At 59.6% G+C, this 19428-nt stretch carries 17 protein-coding genes; 10 read left to right on the top strand and 7 right to left on the bottom strand.

Features of this window, described 5'->3' with window-relative positions; translation table 11 throughout:
- Positions 1-28: 28 nt before the first annotated feature.
- From EKA13_RS20770 to EKA13_RS20755, 4 genes are all read right to left on the bottom strand, one after another.
- Positions 29-916 (bottom strand): pseudouridine synthase, encoded by an 888-nt coding sequence (locus tag EKA13_RS20770; protein ID WP_065761174.1) that lies wholly within the window; start codon positions 914-916, stop codon positions 29-31.
- 50 nt (positions 917-966) lie between these two features.
- Complete coding sequence (locus tag EKA13_RS20765) at positions 967-1278, bottom strand: transcriptional regulator (protein ID WP_065761171.1); 312 nt, start codon at positions 1276-1278, stop codon at positions 967-969.
- A 91-nt stretch (positions 1279-1369) separates the two neighbouring features.
- On the bottom strand, positions 1370-1801 hold the full coding sequence (locus EKA13_RS20760) for a D-Ala-D-Ala carboxypeptidase family metallohydrolase (RefSeq protein ID WP_065761170.1): 432 nt from the start codon (positions 1799-1801) through the stop codon (positions 1370-1372).
- A 120-nt stretch (positions 1802-1921) separates the two neighbouring features.
- Positions 1922-2158: a glutaredoxin family protein gene (locus EKA13_RS20755; RefSeq protein WP_065761169.1), complete on the bottom strand. Its 237-nt coding sequence runs from the start codon at positions 2156-2158 to the stop codon at positions 1922-1924.
- Between the two features lie 176 nt (positions 2159-2334).
- On the opposite strand from EKA13_RS20755, the gene EKA13_RS20750 reads away from it, so the two are divergent.
- Positions 2335-4293 carry a cation:proton antiporter gene (locus EKA13_RS20750; protein ID WP_065761168.1) on the top strand — a complete coding sequence of 653 codons (1959 nt, stop codon included), beginning with the start codon at positions 2335-2337 and terminating at the stop codon, positions 4291-4293.
- A 6-nt stretch (positions 4294-4299) separates the two neighbouring features.
- Here the strand turns inward: EKA13_RS20750 and EKA13_RS20745 are convergent, their stop codons facing one another.
- Positions 4300-5508, bottom strand: coding sequence for an ammonium transporter (locus EKA13_RS20745; protein ID WP_065761167.1), 1209 nt, complete (start codon positions 5506-5508; stop codon positions 4300-4302).
- 284 nt (positions 5509-5792) lie between these two features.
- On the opposite strand from EKA13_RS20745, the gene EKA13_RS20740 reads away from it, so the two are divergent.
- From EKA13_RS20740 to EKA13_RS20710, 7 genes are all read left to right on the top strand, one after another.
- Positions 5793-6107: an ElaB/YgaM/YqjD family protein gene (locus tag EKA13_RS20740; protein ID WP_065761166.1), complete on the top strand. Its 315-nt coding sequence runs from the start codon at positions 5793-5795 to the stop codon at positions 6105-6107.
- A gap of 11 nt (positions 6108-6118) precedes the next feature.
- Positions 6119-6493 carry a phage holin family protein gene (locus EKA13_RS20735; protein WP_065761165.1) on the top strand — a complete coding sequence of 125 codons (375 nt, stop codon included), beginning with the start codon at positions 6119-6121 and terminating at the stop codon, positions 6491-6493.
- Positions 6490-6822, top strand: a complete 333-nt coding sequence (locus tag EKA13_RS20730; protein ID WP_065761164.1) for a hypothetical protein — start codon at positions 6490-6492, stop codon at positions 6820-6822. The genes EKA13_RS20735 and EKA13_RS20730 overlap by 4 nt, the downstream gene beginning before the upstream one ends.
- Before the next feature lie 88 nt (positions 6823-6910).
- Positions 6911-8074: an EAL domain-containing protein gene (locus tag EKA13_RS20725; RefSeq protein WP_065761163.1), complete on the top strand. Its 1164-nt coding sequence runs from the start codon at positions 6911-6913 to the stop codon at positions 8072-8074.
- Between the two features lie 71 nt (positions 8075-8145).
- Positions 8146-9477, top strand: coding sequence for a deoxyguanosinetriphosphate triphosphohydrolase (locus EKA13_RS20720; RefSeq protein ID WP_065761173.1), 1332 nt, complete (start codon positions 8146-8148; stop codon positions 9475-9477).
- A 310-nt stretch (positions 9478-9787) separates the two neighbouring features.
- Complete coding sequence (locus tag EKA13_RS20715; RefSeq protein ID WP_065761162.1) at positions 9788-10414, top strand: response regulator transcription factor; 627 nt, start codon at positions 9788-9790, stop codon at positions 10412-10414.
- Positions 10415-10422: 8 nt separating this feature from the next.
- A complete protein-coding gene (locus tag EKA13_RS20710) occupies positions 10423-14073 on the top strand; it encodes a transporter substrate-binding domain-containing protein (RefSeq protein ID WP_083199872.1) in 3651 nt (1216 codons plus the stop codon).
- A gap of 66 nt (positions 14074-14139) precedes the next feature.
- On the opposite strand, the gene EKA13_RS20705 is transcribed toward EKA13_RS20710, so the two are convergent.
- Positions 14140-14484, bottom strand: coding sequence for a YggL 50S ribosome-binding family protein (locus EKA13_RS20705; RefSeq protein ID WP_065761161.1), 345 nt, complete (start codon positions 14482-14484; stop codon positions 14140-14142).
- A gap of 249 nt (positions 14485-14733) precedes the next feature.
- Here EKA13_RS20705 and dacB point away from each other — a divergent pair, with 249 nt between their 5' ends.
- Positions 14734-16197, top strand: a complete 1464-nt coding sequence (gene dacB, locus EKA13_RS20700) for a D-alanyl-D-alanine carboxypeptidase/D-alanyl-D-alanine endopeptidase (RefSeq protein WP_065761160.1) — start codon at positions 14734-14736, stop codon at positions 16195-16197.
- Between the two features lie 134 nt (positions 16198-16331).
- On the opposite strand, the gene rlmKL is transcribed toward dacB, so the two are convergent.
- Positions 16332-18527: a bifunctional 23S rRNA (guanine(2069)-N(7))-methyltransferase RlmK/23S rRNA (guanine(2445)-N(2))-methyltransferase RlmL gene (gene rlmKL, locus EKA13_RS20695; protein ID WP_065761159.1), complete on the bottom strand. Its 2196-nt coding sequence runs from the start codon at positions 18525-18527 to the stop codon at positions 16332-16334.
- Between the two features lie 542 nt (positions 18528-19069).
- Between rlmKL and rmf the strand changes: the two genes are divergently transcribed.
- Entirely contained in the window at positions 19070-19285 is a 216-nt protein-coding gene (gene rmf, locus EKA13_RS20690) for a ribosome modulation factor (protein ID WP_010223328.1), read from the top strand.
- Positions 19286-19428 lie beyond the last annotated feature (143 nt).

Below are 19428 nucleotides of genomic sequence, written 5' to 3'. Positions count from 1 at the left end.
GCCACAGGGCTGTGCGCCGACACCCCTCCTACCAGTCGAGCGTCAGCTCGCTCTCGAAGTAGCGCTCTTCACCACTTAACGGGTCCTTGAAACGCAGGCTATGCGCCAGCAGTTTCAGCGGCTTGCTGTAATCGTCATCCTCGTGACGCACCTCTGGGTAGAAAGGATCGTTACAGATGCTCGCCCCCAGCGCAGTCATGTGCACGCGCAACTGATGCGTCTTGCCGGTCACTGGCGACAGGCCATACCGCCAGAACTCGCCATTTTTTTCCAACACGTCGGCCAGCGTCTCGCTGTTACTGACCCCGTCTACTTCCTGCATGCGGAAAAATGGCTCCCCACTGACCAGGCGGCTTTTATGCACCAAGGGGAACGCCAGTGCTGGCAAGGCAGGGGCAATAGCCTGATAACGCTTGTCGATCTGCCGATTGGGAAACAATGATTGATACGCGGAACGGCTCTGTGGATTGGCAGAAAACAGCACCAGGCCTGCGGTGTGCCGATCGATGCGATGCAACGGCACCAGGTTCGGGTTATCCAGACGACGGATCAGCCGCCGCAGCAGGGTCTGCTCGACATACTCGCCCGTGGGCGTTACCGGCAAGAAATGCGGTTTGTCGGCCACGACCAGGTGCTCATCCACATGCACCAGGGTTTCCTGCACGAGAATCGGCTTTTCGTTAGGCACTTCACGAAAGTAATGGATGCGCAGCCCTTGGCGATAGGGCAGGTCGACCGGGATCGGTGCACCCTGAGCATCCAGCACACGGCCCCGGGCAATACGGTCAAGCCATTGTTCACGCCCGATGGCCTTGAAGTGATCACACAGGCAGTCCAGTACCGTTAACCAGGCACCTGGAGGGAGACAGACGGTGCTGGCTTGATGCTGTGCCGGATCGAATGAAGCGAAGGCCATGGGAACACCCAGAGGATAATGGCCGACCATTATCCCGCATGGCACTCAGCTCAGCCAGCCTGAACCGCTGCCGCTTCGGTGAACTCCTTGAGCCAGCGCAGTACATCGACGGCGTCCCAGCGCGTAGGGTCATACAGCGCATACAGCAACCCCTGATAACCGACCACATCCAATGGGCGGTGATAGCCAGCACGTTGAAACAAGGCTTCTATTTCAGCGAAGCAGGTGTTGAAGTGCAGTTTGTTGAAGGGTGTCTTGCCCTCAAGCACAAGCCCGTCAAGGCGCAGTTCAAGCACCGCCTCACTGACCATCTCGACCGACATGCGATTGACGGTGTACTTCAGTTGTTCGACGTTGACCATGTTTCGAGTCCTTGGGCGTAACCGCCCGCAAATACTGTATCTATATACAGCATATTGAGTGACCTGCACGCCGTCAATGACAGCGCCTCACTTACTGCAGGCCAGGCAGGTAACCGGTGCCCTTGCGAATCGTCAGGATCTGCCGGCGCTCGGCAGAGGCCGATAACCCCAGGTGCACCCAGCTGTCGAACTCCAGTATCAGTTGATCAAACGCCAGCGTGCTTTGCGCTATCAACTGCGCCAGCTCCAGCGAAGCCATGCCCGCAACACTGATGTCTGCCGCCAACCCCAACCTGTGTGTACTCTTGGGCGAGCCACCCACTGCGCGGTTGAGTGCGGGTGAACGGTAACCGCTGCTGACCAGCACGGGCCGGCCAACCAGGCTGCGCACCTGCTCCAGCGTGGCGCAAAGGCGCTTGAGATTGAGCAAAGCCTCATCGTTCGGGGTGTTATCGATACCCAGGCGACTGGCGGTCCGGGACGCGGTCATCTCGGATAGGGTGAAGTGTTTGGAAAGGTTCATGGATGCCACTCCTTTGGCTGAATAGGTCACACACGCTGCCGCTCCCGAGGCAACGGAGTAGAGTGTGAACCCGTCCAGGCCCGGTGTGCGCCAGGAAAAAGCCACCGGGAAGAAACGACATCAGCGCAGAAAGGCGACGACCTGCTCGGCATCAAAAGGCCAGTTCAACTCGGCACCGCTGTCGCAACGACGCAGCACGGGAATTCGCAGTCCATAACGCTCGACCTGCATCTCGTCCTCGGCAATATCCACCAGTTCGACCAACAGGCCATGCTCGACAAACGGCATCAACAGGGCTTCTGCCACTTCACACAAGTGACATCCCAGGGTGCCGAACAGCTGGCATTCAGGAAGCATTGACAGTTACCGATAAAAAGAATGAATGGGTATTTTAGGTCGAGGGTACAAGGCCGTCGAGGCACTTGCCCCACGCCATCCCTGACGCCTGCGATACTGATTCGAATCAAGGAGCCACGCAGCACCTGGCGCTATGCTTTTGTGTTTTTTTGCTGTTTTCGTACATGGAGTATGTTGTGTTTGCAAACCTGCTGATCATTCTGGCGTCATCGCTGGTCGTCATTGCCATCTTCCGCCGCGTACAGCTACCACCTGTGCTCGGCTATCTCTGCGTTGGCCTGTTCGTTGGCCCAACCGCGCTGGACTGGGTCAATGAAAGCGAAGAACTGCCGGACCTTGCCGAAATGGGCGTGGTATTCCTGCTGTTTTCCCTCGGCCTGGAATTTTCCCTGTCGAAAATGATGGCGCTGCGCAAAGTGGTGTTCGGCCTCGGCAGCCTGCAGGTCATTTGCTCAACGTTTGTACTGGCCGGGCTACTCGCCCTGCTCGGCATGCCGACCAACGCAGCATTGCTGCTGGGGGGTGGCCTGGCGCTGTCGTCCACCGCGATCGTCAGCAAGGAGCTGACCAGCCTCGGGGAAATTTTCAGCAGCCACGGGCAGAACGCGATCGGTGTATTGCTGTTCCAGGATGTCGTGGCGGTTCTACTGCTGACCCTGGTACCGGTGTTTGCCGGGCAAAGCGGCCAGGCGTGGTACTTCGCACTGCCACTCACGCTGGGCAAGACGGTGATCCTCTTCGTCGGCCTGCTGATGGCCAGCCGCTGGTTGCTACCCCGACTGTTCCACGAAGTGGCCAACTCTCATTCGGCGGAACTGTTCGTTCTGTTGGCGCTGGTCATCGTGCTGCTGACGGCCTGGCTGACACACCTGCTGGGCCTGTCTCCGGCACTGGGCGCGTTCCTGGCCGGCATGCTGCTGGGTGAAAGCCATTATCGCCATCAGATCGAGGCGGACATTCGCCCCTTCCGCGACATCCTGCTGGGGCTGTTTTTCGTCAGTATCGGCATGCTGATCGACCTGCAATTGTTCGCCAGCCATGGCCTGGAGATCCTCGCCTTGACCCTGGCCCTGCTGGTTATCAAGGGCGCGGTGGTGGCCGCCCTGGTTCGCGTTCGTGGCAGCGACAGCGAGACCGCATGGCGCAGCGGCCTGGCACTGGCCCAAGGCGGTGAATTCTGTTTCGCCCTCATGGCCCAGATGCAACACAACAAACTGCTGCCCGAGGCGCTCGGCGACCTGCTGCTGGCGGCAACGTTCTGCTCGATGCTGGTCACCCCCCTGCTGCTGCGCGCGGCGCCCTCTATCGCCGCACGCCTGCACCGCAAACCCAACCAGGAAGTTCAACTGGAAGAAATCGGCGCGCAAAGCGCGGCCCTGAGCGGCCACGTGCTGATTTGCGGTTATGGCCGGGTTGGCCAGTCGATCGGACGCTTCCTGCGCCAGGAGCAGCTCGCCTTCATCGCCCTGGATGACGACCCGGTACGCGTGCAGGAAGCTGCAGCGGGGGAACACAACGTCCATTACGGGGACTCACGCCGCGGCGAACTGCTGGCGGCGATCGGCCTGGACCGGGCACGCCTGCTGGTCATTGCCGTGGACAAGACAGAAGTTGCCTTGAATGTGCTCAAGGCGGCACGCCAACTGAACCGTGACGTTCCAATTCTCGTGCGTACCCGCGATGACAGCCAGCGCGAAGAACTACGCGCCGCCGGTGCCAACGCGGTGGTGCCGGAGTTGCTGGAGTCCAGCCTGATGCTGGCCTCCCATGCACTGGTCATGCTCGGCCTGCCGCAGGACCAGGTGCAAAAGCGTGTCGACGAAGTGCGCAAGACCCGCTATCGCCTGCTCCATGGCTTCTATCATGGTGCGCAGACCAGCCTGATCGACAGCGAAGGGCAACCCAAAGTGCTGCTGCACGCTGTGAGCCTGGGGGCCGACGCCTATGCCTGTGGCCGTCCGCTGGGCGAACTGGCCCTTGAGACACTGGGTGTCGAGCTGCAATCCGTACAGCGCCAGGGTAACGATTTGAAACTCGATGCCAGTACCTGCCTGCATGCGGGCGACGCCGTGGTGCTCAGCGGCCCGCTGGAAGCGATAGAAGCCTGCGAATCACTGCTGCTGGGCGGTCGCTAGTCGGCCTCAGTCCTGACTGGTGGCGCCGATCTTGTGGATCGACAAATCGGCGCCGTAATACTCCTGCTCCTGACTCAGGCGCAAGCCATGCACACGCTTGATCACACCGTACACGCTGAAACCACCAGCCAGTGCCACCAGCACACCCGCCAGGCTGCCAATCAACTGGCTGATCAGGCTGACACCGCCCAGTCCACCCAAGGCACTCTGGCCAAAAATGCCACAGGCAATACCGCCCCAGACCCCGCAGACGCCGTGCAATGGCCAAACCCCCAATACATCATCAAGCTTCCAGCGGTTCTGCGCCGCGGTAAAACACCAGACAAACAGCGCACCGGCAATTGCACCGGTTGCCAGCGCACCAACGGGGTGCATGAGGTCCGAACCGGCACAGACAGCCACCAACCCGGCAAGCGGTCCGTTGTGCAGAAAACCAGGGTCGTTACGCCCCACCAGCAGCGCTGCCAACGTTCCACCGACCATCGCCATCAGCGAGTTGACCGCCACCAGGCCACTGACGGCCTGCAAGGTCTGCGCACTCATGACGTTGAAGCCAAACCAGCCGACGATCAGAATCCACGAGCCCAAGGCCAGGAACGGGATGTTGGAAGGTGCAAAAGCCACCAGGCGTCCCTCCCGGTAACGACCATTGCGCGGCCCCAGCAGCAACACTGCGGCCAACGCCAGCCAACCGCCCATGGCATGCACCACCACAGAGCCGGCAAAGTCATGGAAGCCAGCCCCGAAACGCGCCTGCAACCAGGCCTGGACACCGAAATTGCCGTTCCAGACAACCCCCTCGAAAAAGGGATAGACAAAGGCAACGATCAGCGCAGTGGCACACAACTGCGGCACAAAGCGTGCACGCTCGGCGATACCACCGGAAATAATCGCCGGGATCGCTGCCGCGAAGGTCAGCAGAAAGAAGAACTTTACCAATCCATAGCCATGATCGGCACCCAGCGTGGCGGCCGGATGCATGAAGCTGACACCATAGGAAATCCAGTAACCCACGAAGAAATAGGCCAAGGTCGAAATGGCGAAGTCACTGAGGATCTTCGACAAGGCGTTGACCTGATTCTTGTGCCGCACAGTTCCCACCTCAAGGAAGGCGAAACCGGCATGCATGGCCAGGACCATCACGGCCCCCAGCAAGATGAACAAGGTGTTGGAGCCATGAACCAGTGTGTCCACGGCGCTTTGCAAGTTTTCCATGTAAAGGCAGGCCTGCAAGGGGAGAAAAAGCACCAAAGCAGTTCGCACACCCCTTGCGACGCCCCGATTTGGCGCACCCACAAGGCCGAACGCACTACCTGCTTGAGTTTTTTCTGGGGTTTGTCTTGGATTGGGTTAAGGTTTATCCACCAGCCTCGGGCCTTACGCCCACATTCAGCGCAAGAACGAGCCCGGATGCACCACAGCACAGCAAAAGCTGTACCAGTGAACCTTTGATAGCGCTGCACACTCGAACTATTCACATGCCTCTGAGGGAAACGCCCATGACCAGCAAAATGGCAAAGAATGCTCAAGAAACCCTGATGGCCGATTTCCAGACCCTGGTGCGTGACACCGAAAAACTGCTGGAACATACCGCGACACTGGCCGGCGACCAGGCGGATGAACTGCGCACCCAAATCCACGACAGCCTGCTGCGCGCCCGAGAAACCCTGAAATTGACCGAAGACTCTCTGCGCGAGCGCGGTCAGGCAGCCTTGGGCGCCACCGAGGAGTATGTACAAAGCAACCCATGGCGCTCGGTGGGTATCGCGGCGGGTGTCGGCCTCCTGATTGGCCTACTGGCCAGCCGTCGCTGAGGCCCTGCGGTATGGAAACCGAAACAACCAACAACGGGCCGTCTTCCCGACGGCTCGGTGCCGCCGTCCTGGGCCTGCTGCACGGCCATGTGGAACTGTTCGGTATCGAGCTGCAGGAACAGAAAACGCGAAGCCTAGGCCTGCTGCTGCTGGCCGGGCTGGCCTTGGTGTTCACCCTGCTGCTGCTGGGCGCATTGTCCGTGCTGGTACTGATCCTGCTCTGGGACAGCTACCGACTGGCCGGGATCATTGGCCTGTGCGTGTTCCATGGATTGGCGGCGCTGTTTTGCGGTTTGCGCCTGAAGGCGCTGATATCCGACGAGACCTCCCCCTTCAGTGCAACCCTTGAAGAACTGGCCAAAGACCGGGAGCGCCTGTTGCCATGAGCCTGTCCCAGCTACCCCACAAACCTAACCGCCATGACCTGCGCAAGGCGCTGGTGCGCTTGCAAATGGAAATGCACCGCCAGGAAATCCGCCAGGCCTCGGGTGAGCTGCTCGAGCCACTGAATCGCCTGAAAAAAATGACGGGCAACCTGCAGGATGGCCTGGGTATCAAACACGCGCCGCTCTGGGGGCTGGGCGCCGTTGTCGCCTTGGGTTTCCTCACCGGCAAGGGCGCCAGAAGCGGCAATCTTGCTCGCCTGATTCGCCTGGGCAGCAGCCTGATTCCCTTGATCAGGGTATTCATGCAGCCCCCCTCTGGCAGACCCTGAGCAAACTGGCTGCATTCTTGCAGCGTCGGCCAGCAGGCCTTGCACTGGCAAGGCCTCGTTGCCAACCCACTTCACCTGAGGAGCCGCCGTGTTCGACGGGCAACCGCTCGCCTGCTTTCAGCCCTTCATCGATACTGCCACAGGCCGTATCGCCGGCGTGGAAGCCCTTGGACGCTTGCGCCAAGCCGACGGCTCGCTGCAGAGCGTCGGCGCGCTGTTCAACGATCCTTCACTGCCCATAGACAACCTGCGCGAACTTGATCGACAACTGCGTCAGCATGCCCTGCGACAGTTCCATCTTGCCCCTGAGGACTGGTTTCTCAGCCTGAATATCTCCCCACGCTGGGTCAGTGAGCTGGCGACCGGGCAACCACTGCCAAGCTTGATGCAGTTAGAAAAAGAGGGCATCGATCCACAGCGGGTGGTCTTCGAGATCACCGAACTCAGTGGTGACCCGCAACGCCTGGCCGAGGTGGTCAAGCGCTATCGCCAAGCCGGAGCACGGATCGCCATTGATGATTTCGGTGCTGGCTACTCCCAATTGGACCGGGTGCTGGCGCTGCAGCCCGACATCCTCAAACTGGACATGCGCCTGTTTCAGGCCGCCGCTAGGGGCGGGCCCAGTAGCGAAGTGGTAAAAGCCCTCGCGCAGATGGCGGAAAAAACCGGCTGCTGGATCATCGCCGAAGGGGTCGAGACTGAAGCGGAGCTGAACTTCGCGCTCGAGTGCGGTGCACGCTTCGTCCAAGGGTTTCTGTTTGCACAGGCCGAACTCGAATTCTTCCCGGCCGAGGCTTTTGTCGAACGTTTTGCTCATCTGCGCCAACAGTACGTCCATGGCAAGCTTGACGAGCGCAAACGCTTGATGGACATGCGCCGCAAGCTGAGCACCCTGATGCCACAACTGCACGCCTGGGCCATGGCGAAGGCACCGCTCAAGCAGCTGCCACAGCTGGACGCCTATCCCTGGGTATTACGCTTTTTTCAATGTGACCGCCATGGTACCCAACTGACCCCGAATCTGGAGTGGCGGGAGCGTCGCTGGCATAGCGATGCCAGCTATCTGGGCCACAACTGGTCATGGCGCCCCTACTTCTATCAACTGCTCGCCGAAGGCTGGGAAGAACGTCGACTGATCCTCTCGACCACCTACCGCGATGCCACCAGCAACCAGTATTGCCTGACGGCAGGACAGTTTTTCGATGAAGGTCGACGCTTGTTGTTGATCGATGTCGACGCTGCCGGGTTGTAAGGCTTGCAGCCGAGCGCTCGACACAGGAAGCTAGGGCATGACTGCCTTGCACCTGACCTGGAGAAATGGCCTTGGATTGGCACACCCTGCTTACCCGCGAACGCCTTGGTAAAACCCTGCACAGCCCCGAAGAGCTCGGGCGTAGCCCGTTCCACAAAGACCATGACCGCATCATCTTCTCCGGCGCCTTCCGCCGCCTGGGGCGCAAGACCCAGGTCCACCCGGTGTCAAGCAACGACCATATCCACACCCGCCTGACCCACTCCCTGGAAGTCAGTTGCGTGGGCCGCTCACTGGGCATGCGCGTCGGCGAAACCCTGCGCGATAGCCTGCCCCAATGGTGTGAACCCAGTGACCTGGGCATGGTGGTTCAGTCGGCCTGCCTGGCCCATGACATTGGTAATCCACCGTTCGGCCATTCTGGCGAAGACGCCATACGCCACTGGTTTCAGCAAGCGGCCGGGCGCGGCTGGCTGGATGCAATGAGCGACGCCGAGCGTGCCGACTTCCTCAACTTTGAAGGCAATGCCCAGGGCTTTCGCGTGCTGACACAACTGGAATACCACCAGTTCGATGGCGGCACCCGTTTGACCTATGCAACGCTGGGCACCTACCTGAAATACCCGTGGACCGCGCGCCATGCCGACGCGCTTGGCTACAAGAAGCACAAGTTCGGCTGTTATCAGAGCGAACTGCCGCTGCTTGAGCAGATCGCCCGAAAGCTGGGCCTGCCGCAACTGGAAGAACAGCGCTGGGCGCGCCATCCACTGGTCTACCTGATGGAGGCAGCAGACGACATCTGCTATGCCCTCATCGACCTTGAAGACGGCCTTGAGATGGAGCTACTGGACTATGCCGAAGTCGAGTCGCTGTTGCTTGGCCTGGTCGGCGATGACCTACCGGAAACCTACCGCCAGCTCGGCCCCGCGGATTCGCGTCGACGCAAACTGGCGATCCTGCGCGGCAAGGCCATCGAGCACCTCACCAACGCCGCGGCCCGCGCCTTTGTCGAGCAGCAACCCGCGCTGCTCGCCGGCACACTGCAGGGGGATCTGGTCGAACATATGCACGGCCCGGCCAAACGTTGCGTACTCCAGGCCAAGGACATGGCGCGCAAAAAAATCTTTCAGGACAAACGCAAGACACTGCATGAAATCGGCGCCTACACCACACTGGAAATTCTCCTCAACTCGTTCTGTGGTGCGGCCCTGGAACAGCATGGTGGGCGCACGCTCTCGTTCAAGCACCGCCGCATTCTCGACCTGCTCGGCAACAATGCGCCGAACCCGGCAGGCTCCCTGCACAACTCATTCATGCGCATGATCGACTTCATCGCCGGGATGACCGACAGCTATGCCAGCGAGATGGCGCGCGAAATGACCGGGCGTTCGAGCCTGGTCTGAGCCGACGCCCGCCCACAAGAGTCCTGCCCGTCAGGACTCTTGTACAGCAGAAGCTTACATACCAAATTAACTCGCTCTGTAAGAAACAACCTACAAATACAACAAACAACTTAAACAGTTCGTAAAACGCGCAACAAATTGATTAAAAAACAGCATTGACACAACAAGTATCGAGCTAAACGCGTAGTCCTACACTGTTTAAATTGTAGGAATTATCCCATATTGGCCACTCTCCCCCCTGTATGCCTGCGCACCGCTCTACATCTGAGCTAAGGTGCGCCCTCCTATTGGTTCCCACCGGAAGAGGCCTATGTATTCTGTTTTTATTGTTGATGATCACCCGGTCATACGTTTAGCCGTGCGCATGCTGTTGGAGAATGAAGGCTACCAGGTAGCCGGCGAATCGGATAACGGCGTAGATGCCATGCAAATGGTTCGAGAATGCCAGCCAGACCTTATTATTCTGGACATCAGCATCCCGAAACTCGACGGGCTGGAAGTGCTTTCACGCTTTCATGCCATGTCGCTCCCCTTCAAGATACTGGTGCTGACGGCCCAGTCCCCAACACTGTTTGCCATGCGCTGCATGCAGTCGGGCGCCAGCGGGTATGTGTGCAAGCAAGAAGACCTCAGCGAACTGCTCAGCGCCATAAAAGCGGTACTTTCGGGATACAACTACTTCCCTAGCCAAGCTCTTACTCACGCCCGGGATGCTGAAAACACCAACAACGAGATTGATCTCTTCAAACACGTCAATGACCGGGAACTTATGGTGCTGCAACTCTTTGCCCAAGGCAGGAGTAACAAGGAAATTGCCAAAGGCATGTTTCTCAGTAACAAGACCGTGAGCACTTACAAGAAGCGCCTGATGCAAAAGCTCAGGGCAAACTCGCTGGTGGAATTGATTGAAATGGCAAAACGCAATGCACTGGTATGAAGAGCGCCATGGTGAAGCACTTCACTGCCGCATGCCTGCTGGCGATATCCGCCTGTACCTGGCACTCGGCAATGGCCGAGGTCGACCAACCGGGTCAGTATGCCCTGCTTAGCCGCTCGGGCCCGGTTCGGATCAACATCACCCTGACACCAGAGCAGACGGAATGGCTCAATGACAAGCACGAACTGATACTGGGTACCTCAGCGCCGGATTACCCCCCGTTCGACATGACCGCCAGCGGCCGTGACTACGAGGGCCTGACGGCGGACTACGCCGGCTTGCTGAGCAATACGCTCGATATCCCGATTCGCGTCGAACGTTTCGCCAACCGAGAGGATGCCGTTCGCGCACTGACCGAGGGCAGGATCGATCTGCTGGGCAGCGCCAACGGCTACGAGGCCGGCGCCCAGGGCGTCGTACTCTCACACCCCTACGCGATTGATCAACCGGTACTGGTCACCCGCGAAGACGAGAGCAGGCCGCTCAACACCGGCCTGGCCAATCTGCGCTTGAGCATGGTTTACCATTACTTGCCACTGGACGAGGTACGCACCACCTACCCCAAAGCGACCACCCACACCTACGTGTCCTACCAGCACGCACTCAATGCCGTGGCGTTCGATCAGGCCGATGTTTTTCTCGGCGATACCATCTCGACACACTACATGATCAACCAGGGCTACTTGCAGAACGTCAAGATGGCCAACTTCGGCAAACACGAACCCGTGGGCTTCAGCTTTGCCCTGCGCAGCGACAACCAGATGCTGCTGGGGATGGTCAACACGACACTCAGTGCGGTATCCAGCGCCACACGGGAGCGCATCTTCCAGCGCTGGAGCGCGGGCAGCGGGGTCTTGCTGAGCGACCGCAAACTGCAATTGTCCAAGCGTGAAGAACGCTGGCTGGGTGAACATCCCGTGGTGCGCGTGGTGGTCAACGAAAACGCTGCACCACTGACCTTCTTTGACAGTTCCGGCAATTTTCGCGGCATCGCCGCCGACCTGCTCGAACTGATTCGCTTGCGCACAGGGCTGCGCTTCGAGGTGCAACGCACCACGGGCATCAGCGACATGATCCACCGTATCGACAACAACAATGCCGATGTGATCGCCGCCATTTCGCCCAGCGCCGAGCGCGATGCCACACTCGCGATCAGTCGGCCCTACCTGGAAAACTCCTATGTTCTGGTGACGCGCAAGGGATCGGATCAGCCAACCAGCCTGGAGCAATTGCAAGGCAAGCGGGTAGCACTGACCCGAGGCAGCACGGTCATCAACCTGCTGCGCCAACGTTTTCCAACGATTCAACTGGTCGAGACAGAAAGCACCTCAACGTCAACCTCGCTGCTCGCCCAAGGCCAGGTGGACGGTACGATCACGGCATTGATCAATGCCAATTTCAGCATGGCCTCCGAGCCGGATCTGATCATTCGCTCGACGGTCGGCGCCGAGCCGTCAAACTTTTCGATGGCCACGGCCAAAGGCGCCCAGGAACTCAGTTCGATTCTCGACAAGGCCTTGCTGAGCATCACCCCCGAAGAGCTGGGCGTCATCAACAGCCGCTGGCGTGGCTACAGCGCCGGTGGTGACTCGTACTGGCGCAATCATCAGCGCCTGATCGTGCAGATCATTCTCGGTACCGCTGCGCTACTGCTGCTATCGCTGGCCTGGAACGCCTGGATGCGTCGGCAGATCAAACAGCGTGAAGCGGCTGAGCGCGCCCTCAACGACCAGTTGGCCTTCATGCGTGCAATGGTCAACGGCACCCCACACCCCATCTATGTCCGGGATCGCCAGGGGCTGCTGCAAACCTGCAACGAAAGCTACCTGGAGGCGCTTGAGGCCAAAGCGGAAGCGGTGCTCGGCAAGCCGGTGCCATCCGGCGGAAAAGGTGGAAAGCGCCAGGCGCGAAAGATCCATGCGGACTACGAGATGGTCATGAAGCAGGGTACACCGCTGATCGGCGATCGGCCCCTGCTGCTCAAGGACCGGCAATTGACCATCTATCACTGGATCCTGCCGTACCGCGACTCGCTAGGTGAGGTTCAGGGCATCATTGGCGGCTGGATCGACATCAGCGAACGCCGCCAACTGATCGAAGACCTGCGCCTGGCGAAGAAACAGGCCGACGAGGCCAACCGTGCCAAGAGCACCTTCCTGGCCACCATGAGCCATGAAATCCGTACCCCCATGAATGCGGTGATCGGCATGCTTGAACTGGCGCTCAAACGCGCCGAAAAGGGTCAGCTCGACCAACTGGCCATCGAAGTCGCACACAACTCGGCGACCGACCTGCTGGCATTGATTGGTGACATTCTGGACATTGCCCGCATCGAATCCGGCCACCTGAGCCTGGCGCCGGAGCGCGTCAATCTGGCCGAACTGGTGGAGTCAGTAGGACGGGTGTTCGACGGGCTGGCTCGTCAGAAAGGCCTGCACCTGAACATGGACATCGCCATCAATGCTCAACGCGATGTATTGCTCGACCCGCTTCGCTTCAAGCAGATCCTGTCCAACCTGGTCAGCAACGCCATCAAGTTTACCGAACGTGGCCATGTCACTGTACATGTGTCCCTGTACCCGAACCCGGGTGCCAGCGGGCTGACCCTGGAAATGTCGGTGCAAGACACCGGCATCGGCATCAGCCAAAGCGACCAGCAACGCCTGTTCCATCCCTTTGCCCAAGTCTCCCCCGAGAGCCAGTTAGCCCGCAGTGGCACCGGCCTGGGGCTGGTGATAAGTCGCAACCTGTGTGAAATGATGGGTGGCCGGCTGATCCTTCACAGTCAACCGGGGCACGGTACCGATGTTCAGGTCAGCATGCCGCTGACCGGGCTTGAGGCCTGCACCGAAACCCAGGCACCGGAACCGGAAACACCCGCAGTGCCGGCGGAACTGAGCGTACTGGTCGTCGACGATCACCCGGCCAACCTGTTGTTGATGGCTCAGCAACTGGATTATCTGGGCGTGCGCCATACCAGCGCCGAGGACGGCCTGAGCGGGCTGCACGCCTGGAAGCAGGGGCATTTCGATGTACTTATCATCGATTGCAACATGCCGCGAATGAACGGCTACCAGCTTGCCCAGGCCATTCGCGAGCATGAGCAGCAACACGGGCTGACTCGCTGCACCCTGTGGGGTTACACCGCCAACGCCCAGCCAGAGGCTCGTGGGCAGTGCCTGCAGGCCGGCATGGATGACTGCCTGCTCAAACCGATCAGCCTCAGAGCCCTTGGCCAGCGCCTGGCACAAGCACCGCTGCTGCCCCATGCGCCACACGTGGCACACGTCGCCGAACTGGACCTTGAGCGCCTGGAACCTGTGGTAGGTAGCTCTCGCAGCGATCTGCGCCGCCTGCTCGAACAACTGCTGCAAAGCAATCAGCGCGACCGGCAGACATTGCTGGAGCTCGACACACAGGGGTCGCCAGAAGCCTTGATGGACCATGCCCACAAGGTACTTGGGGCGGCACGCATCGTTCAGGCATCAGCCTTGATGGACGCCTGCGAACAGTTGCAGCACGCGTGCAGCAAAAATGCCCAGGAACCGGTAATCCGGCGTCGGCGCCAACGGCTGTTGCGGGAAATGCAGACGTTCGAACTGGCCTTGCAGGAAAAAATTACAGAGCTGAGCGCTGTAACAAGCCTGCAGGAGGAGTGAGGAGAAAGCAAAACAAGGCAGGCAAAACTGAAAACGGCAGCCCTGAGGCTGCCGTTTCACTGGATATCAAGCAACCGGATTGATTTCGTTTTCCGGGTACCAGGCATCGAGCAGCGGGCTGAGCTCGATCTTGGTCAGCTCGTTGCGAGCCTTCAACCAAGCCTCGACAGCAGCGCGTTGCGCTTCAGTCACCGAGCCGCGCTTGGCCGAGCAGACCAGGCCGAAGTCATCGCCGCCGACATAGTCCAGGCCGTTGGCATCCATGGCTTCTACAAGAAAGGCATCGAGGAAGGCATCGACAGCTTCTTCGGTCAGATCTTCCTTGAACTCCAGGTTCAGTTCGAAGCCCAGCTCCTGGAATTCACCCACGCAGAGCTTTTTACGCAAACGGCGGGAACGGTTGGTCGCCATGAAACAATCCTCTTAAGTAATAACGCGCCGCACTCTATCAGTTTTGCCTCCCCGGTGCCCGATTAAAACGCCACGGCAGGAAAACCGACTGCCATGAACAGCAGGCTTTCAAGTCAAAACCAAGGTCGATGAAGCCGCCCATCGCTGCGCAGCTTGGGGCATAATGCACGCACTATTTTTGTCATACCGGGGCGTCCATCTTATATCGCCTCGTTTTTTTCACCCCTCGCTCGCAGGGTTCTACCTCAGATGATCAAATCACTACGCCCTCTTCTTGTTGCCGGCCTTTTACTGCCACTGGCATTGCCAAGCCATGCGGCTGCCGTCAACACGACCCTTTCGCCGAAAGTCGAACAGGCCCTGAAGACCAACAAACTGCAGGAATCGGCCCTGTCGCTGGTGATGCTGCCGCTCAATGGCCCCGGAACGCCTACCGTGTTCAATGCCGATGTCTCGGTCAACCCGGCCTCGACCATGAAACTGGTCACCACCTATGCCGCACTGGAGATGCTCGGCCCCACCCATCAGTGGAAAACCGAGTTCTACAGTGACGGCCCGCTGAGCAACGGGGTGCTGCAAGGCAACCTGTACCTCAAGGGTGGCGGCGATCCCAAGCTGAACATGGAAAAACTCTGGCTGCTGATGCGTGACCTTCGCGCCAATGGCGTTCAACGCATTACCGGCGACCTTGTGCTCGACCGCAGCCATTTCGTCCAACCCCAACTGCCCCAGTTCAATGACGACGGCGGCGATGAGAACAAGCCGTTTCTAGTCAAGCCCGACGCGTTGATGATCAACCTCAAGGCCCTGCGTTTCGTTGCCCGTAACGATGGCGGCAAAGTGCTGGTGTCGGTCGAACCACCGATCGCCACCATCCACATCGACAATCAGGTCAAGGCCGTAGCCGGCAAGCAGTGCACGGGCGATGTGCGCTACAACCCGATAACACGGGCCGATGGCATCACCGTGGTCGTCAGTGGTCAATTGGGCGAAGGTTGCAATTCTCAAACCTACCTCTCCCTGCTTGATCACCCCACCTATGCCGCCGGCGCAGTGCGGGCAATCTGGAACGAGCTGGGCGGCAGCATCGACGGCCGCGACCGGGTCGACGCCCTGCCGAAGAATGCCCGCCTTCTGGCTCGGGCATTCTCCCCGGACCTGGTCGAGATCATTCGTGATATCAACAAGTACAGCAACAACACCATGGCCCAACAGCTGTTCCTCAGCCTGGGCGCGCAATACCGCACCGACGCCGATGGCGATGATGCGCGCGCAGCTCAACGCGTGGTCCGTCAGTGGTTGGCGAAAAAGGGCATTACTGCGCCGCACCTGATCATGGAAAACGGCTCAGGCCTGTCGCGTGCCGAACGGATCAGCGCGCGCGAAATGGCGACGCTGCTGCAAGCCGCCTGGAAGAGCCCCTATGCCGCCGAGTTCATCAGTTCGATGCCGCTGACCGGCATGGATGGCACCATGCGCAAGCGCCTCAAGCGCACCGCCATGGCCGGCGAAGCCCACATCAAGACCGGTACCCTGAACACCGTACGCGCCATTGCGGGCTACAGCCGCGACAGCAACGGCAATACGTGGGCCGTGGTAGCGATCCTCAACGACCCAAAACCTTGGGGCGCTTCGGCGATTCTTGACCAGGTGCTGCTGGACCTGTATCGCCAACCCAAGCTGGTGAACAGCACAGCGGCCGTACAACCCTGAGGCCAAGGGCCTAACAGGGACAGATAGGCACCGAAGGCTGTACAGGTAGCGCACCTGGACAGCCTTCGGCGGTTTTGGGGCACCCTCACCGAGGGTTGATAACCACGGCGTTGAGCACCCCACATCAAACGGACTCAGCGTGCCTGAATCTTCCAGGCACGGTGGATCTTGCTGTTGCGTGCAAAGTCCGGGTCCAGTGTCTGGGCGCTGATTTCCTCTACGGCATACCGCTCGCTCAGACGCTCATCCAGCTGGAACTTGCGGAAGTTGTTCGAGAAGTACAACACACCGCCCGGCGCCAGCCGTGCAACCGCCAGGTCCAGCAGCTCGACATGGTCACGCTGAACGTCGAATACACCTTCCATCCGCTTGGAGTTGGAGAAGGTTGGCGGGTCGATGAAGATCAGATCGTACTCGTCGCGACACGCCTGCAACCAGGCCATCACATCGCCCTGCTCCAGGCGGTTCTTGTCCGAGAAGCCGTTGAGCGAGAAATTGCGCCGCGCCCAATCCAGATAGGTGCGTGATAGGTCGACACTCATGGTGCTGCGCGCACCGCCCTTGGCCGCATGCACGCTGGCCGTGGCGGTGTAGCAGAACAGGTTGAGGAAACGCTTGCCGGCTGCTTCACGCTGGATGCGCATCCGCATCGGGCGATGGTCGAGGAACAGGCCGGTGTCCAGGTAGTCAGTCAGGTTGACCAGCAGCTTCACCCCGCCCTCATTGACTTCAGTGAACTGCCCCTGAGTGTTCTGCCGTTCGTACTGGCGAGTACCGGACTGCCGCTCGCGGCGCTTGACCACCACACGGCTCTGATCGATACCGAGGGCTTGAGGAATGGCCGCCAAGGCGTCGAACAAACGCGCCTGCGCCTTTTCCGGATCGATCGAACGGGGTGCCGCGTACTCCTGCACATGCACCCAATCCTGATAAAGATCGATGGCCAGTGCGTATTCCGGCATATCGGCATCATAAAGGCGGTAGCAACTGATGTTCTCGCGCTTGGCCCACTTGCCCAGTTGCTTGAGGTTCTTCTGCAGACGGTTGGCGAACATCTGCCCGCCTTCACTCAGGCGTGCAGGTTCGCTGGCCGATGCGGCGGTCGGTTGCGCGGCGTCATTGCCATCGCGCTCAGGCTGACGACGCTCGCCCGTGACGAACTGATCCGGTTGTACCTTGATCAACAGCAGCTTGCACGGCAACGCGCCGTTCCAGAAGGCATACTGCTTGTGGCTGCGGATACCCATGCGCTTGCCCAGGTCCGGCGCACCGGTGAACACCGCCGCCTCCCAGTTCAGGCAGGCCTGACGCAGGCGCTCGCCCAGATTCTGGTAAAGGTAGAGCAGGCTGGCTTCATCACCCAGACGCTCGCCGTAAGGCGGGTTACAGATGACCAGGCCTTTCTGATTCTGGTCTGGACGCGGCTCGAACGAACCCACCTCGCCCTGATAAATCTTCACCCAATCGCTCAGCCCTGCGCGCTCGACGTTATTGCGCCCCGGCTGAATCAGTCGCGGATCGGCTTCATAGCCACGAATCCACAGCGGTGGTCGCGCCAGGCCAGCCTCGGCACGCGCCAGGGCTTCGTCATGCAGCTTGCGCCACAGGGCCGGGACGTGGCCCAGCCAGGCACTGAAACCCCAGCGCTCGCGCTTGAGATTCGGGGCAATGTCGGCAGCGATCATTGCCGCTTCGACCAGGAAGGTACCAACACCACACATAGGGTCGGCCAGCGCGCCGCCTTCAGCGGCAATGCGCGGCCAACCGGCACGGATCAACACCGCAGCGGCAAGGTTTTCCTTCAGTGGCGCAGCACCTTGCTGCAAACGATAACCACGCTGGTGCAGGCTGTGCCCGGACAGGTCCAGCGATAGAATCGCTTCACCGCGGTCCAGGCGCAGGTGAACACGCAGGTCCGGGTTGAGCTTGTCGACCGATGGGCGCTCACCACTTGAAGTGCGCAGCTTGTCGACGATGGCGTCCTTGACCTTGAGGGCACCGAAGTGAGTATTGTCGATACCCGAGCCATGACCGCTGAACTCAACGGCCAGTGTCCCGGCGGCATCCAGATGATCGGCCCACTCGACGTCATGCACGCCGTAGTACAGGTCATCGGCGTTCTTCATCGAGAAGCGCTTGAGCACCAACAGCACGCGGTTACCCAGGCGCGACCAGAGGCACAGGCGATAGGCGGTTTCCATGTCGGCCACGCCGCGAATGGCGGAAGTGTGCTCGCGCACCTCTTCAAGGCCAAGCCCGCGCGCCTCCTCGGCTAGCAGGCCTTCCAGGCCCTTGGGGCAGGTTAGGTAAAGTTCGAAACGGTCCGACATGAGTTTTCCAAGCCTTGAGCAATAAGTGAAAGGGCAAGCGCATCGCCCTTTCGATGTTTGATCGAACGCCCTTCCATCAAGCATTCGAGTGGTACCCGAGCGGGGTACCGGACCACCCGGAAGAACAGACCCTTGCATGCGACAACGCAGCACTGATCACCGGGCAGAGTGAAAATATCCGTTACAAAAGAATAGTGATGACCCTTCGTCGTTTTCTTGGTTCAACTGAAGGTGACCTTCAGCACTGGCCAAATGACGCCATCTACGGGCAAAGCCTGATAATAGCGGCCTTTTCCGAGAATCCATCGCAGTAGCAATTTTTTACTTATCCTTGTGACCCTATGAAAGGTTACGTCCTTATGACAAATCGATCATTCACAGTGTGTCGTGCATTGGTTAGAAATCAAACTATGTTGTCACCGCAACGGGGCAACACTTACTGCTCGCCACGCCGGCAGCGAGCGCACACCGGCAGAACGATTCTGCCCGGCCTCAGACGAGGCCGACGGGACATTACAGTCAACAAGTGAGGGCAACACCCTATGAGAAGACTTAAGCGTGATCCGTTGGAACGAGCATTTTCACGTGGCTACCAATATGGGGTCACCGGCAAATCCCGCGAGCTTTGCCCTTTTACTCTACCGTCGGTTCGCCAAGCCTGGATCAACGGCTGGCGTGAAGGACGAGGCGACAACTGGGACGGTATGACCGGCACTGCGGGTATCCACAGACTCAACGAACTTCACGCCGTTGGCTGAACGAGGATCGAATTCGATTAACCATGCCAGCCCTATCCGGGCGGCGGGCTAAGGCCCAAGGGCCCCTGACGGGGCCCTTTTTTATGCCTGCGGTTCAGCGGCCTGGTAACGCGGCAATCGCGTCTACTGCTTCGCGAATCAGC

The organism is Pseudomonas defluvii (assembly GCF_001695625.1).
GTDB classification, from domain to species: Bacteria; Pseudomonadota; Gammaproteobacteria; order Pseudomonadales; family Pseudomonadaceae; genus Aquipseudomonas; species Aquipseudomonas defluvii.
This window is presented reverse-complemented; position numbering and strand designations above follow the sequence as displayed.

Bases quoted from the DNA above. Each gene is read 5' to 3' on its own strand.
- dacB (WP_065761160.1), top strand. From the start codon at position 14,734: ATGATCAAATCACTACGCCCTCTTCTTGTTGCCGGCCTTTTACTGCCA.
- EKA13_RS20705 (WP_065761161.1), bottom strand. From the start codon at position 14,484: ATGGCGACCAACCGTTCCCGCCGTTTGCGTAAAAAGCTCTGCGTGGGT.
- rmf (WP_010223328.1), top strand. From the start codon at position 19,070: ATGAGAAGACTTAAGCGTGATCCGTTGGAACGAGCATTTTCACGTGGC.
- EKA13_RS20710 (WP_083199872.1), top strand. From the start codon at position 10,423: ATGGTGAAGCACTTCACTGCCGCATGCCTGCTGGCGATATCCGCCTGT.
- EKA13_RS20755 (WP_065761169.1), bottom strand. From the start codon at position 2,158: ATGCTTCCTGAATGCCAGCTGTTCGGCACCCTGGGATGTCACTTGTGT.
- rlmKL (WP_065761159.1), bottom strand. From the start codon at position 18,527: ATGTCGGACCGTTTCGAACTTTACCTAACCTGCCCCAAGGGCCTGGAA.
- EKA13_RS20745 (WP_065761167.1), bottom strand. From the start codon at position 5,508: ATGGAAAACTTGCAAAGCGCCGTGGACACACTGGTTCATGGCTCCAAC.
- EKA13_RS20715 (WP_065761162.1), top strand. From the start codon at position 9,788: ATGTATTCTGTTTTTATTGTTGATGATCACCCGGTCATACGTTTAGCC.
- EKA13_RS20740 (WP_065761166.1), top strand. From the start codon at position 5,793: ATGACCAGCAAAATGGCAAAGAATGCTCAAGAAACCCTGATGGCCGAT.
- EKA13_RS20760 (WP_065761170.1), bottom strand. From the start codon at position 1,801: ATGAACCTTTCCAAACACTTCACCCTATCCGAGATGACCGCGTCCCGG.
- EKA13_RS20770 (WP_065761174.1), bottom strand. From the start codon at position 916: ATGGCCTTCGCTTCATTCGATCCGGCACAGCATCAAGCCAGCACCGTC.
- EKA13_RS20765 (WP_065761171.1), bottom strand. From the start codon at position 1,278: ATGGTCAACGTCGAACAACTGAAGTACACCGTCAATCGCATGTCGGTC.
- EKA13_RS20730 (WP_065761164.1), top strand. From the start codon at position 6,490: ATGAGCCTGTCCCAGCTACCCCACAAACCTAACCGCCATGACCTGCGC.
- EKA13_RS20735 (WP_065761165.1), top strand. From the start codon at position 6,119: ATGGAAACCGAAACAACCAACAACGGGCCGTCTTCCCGACGGCTCGGT.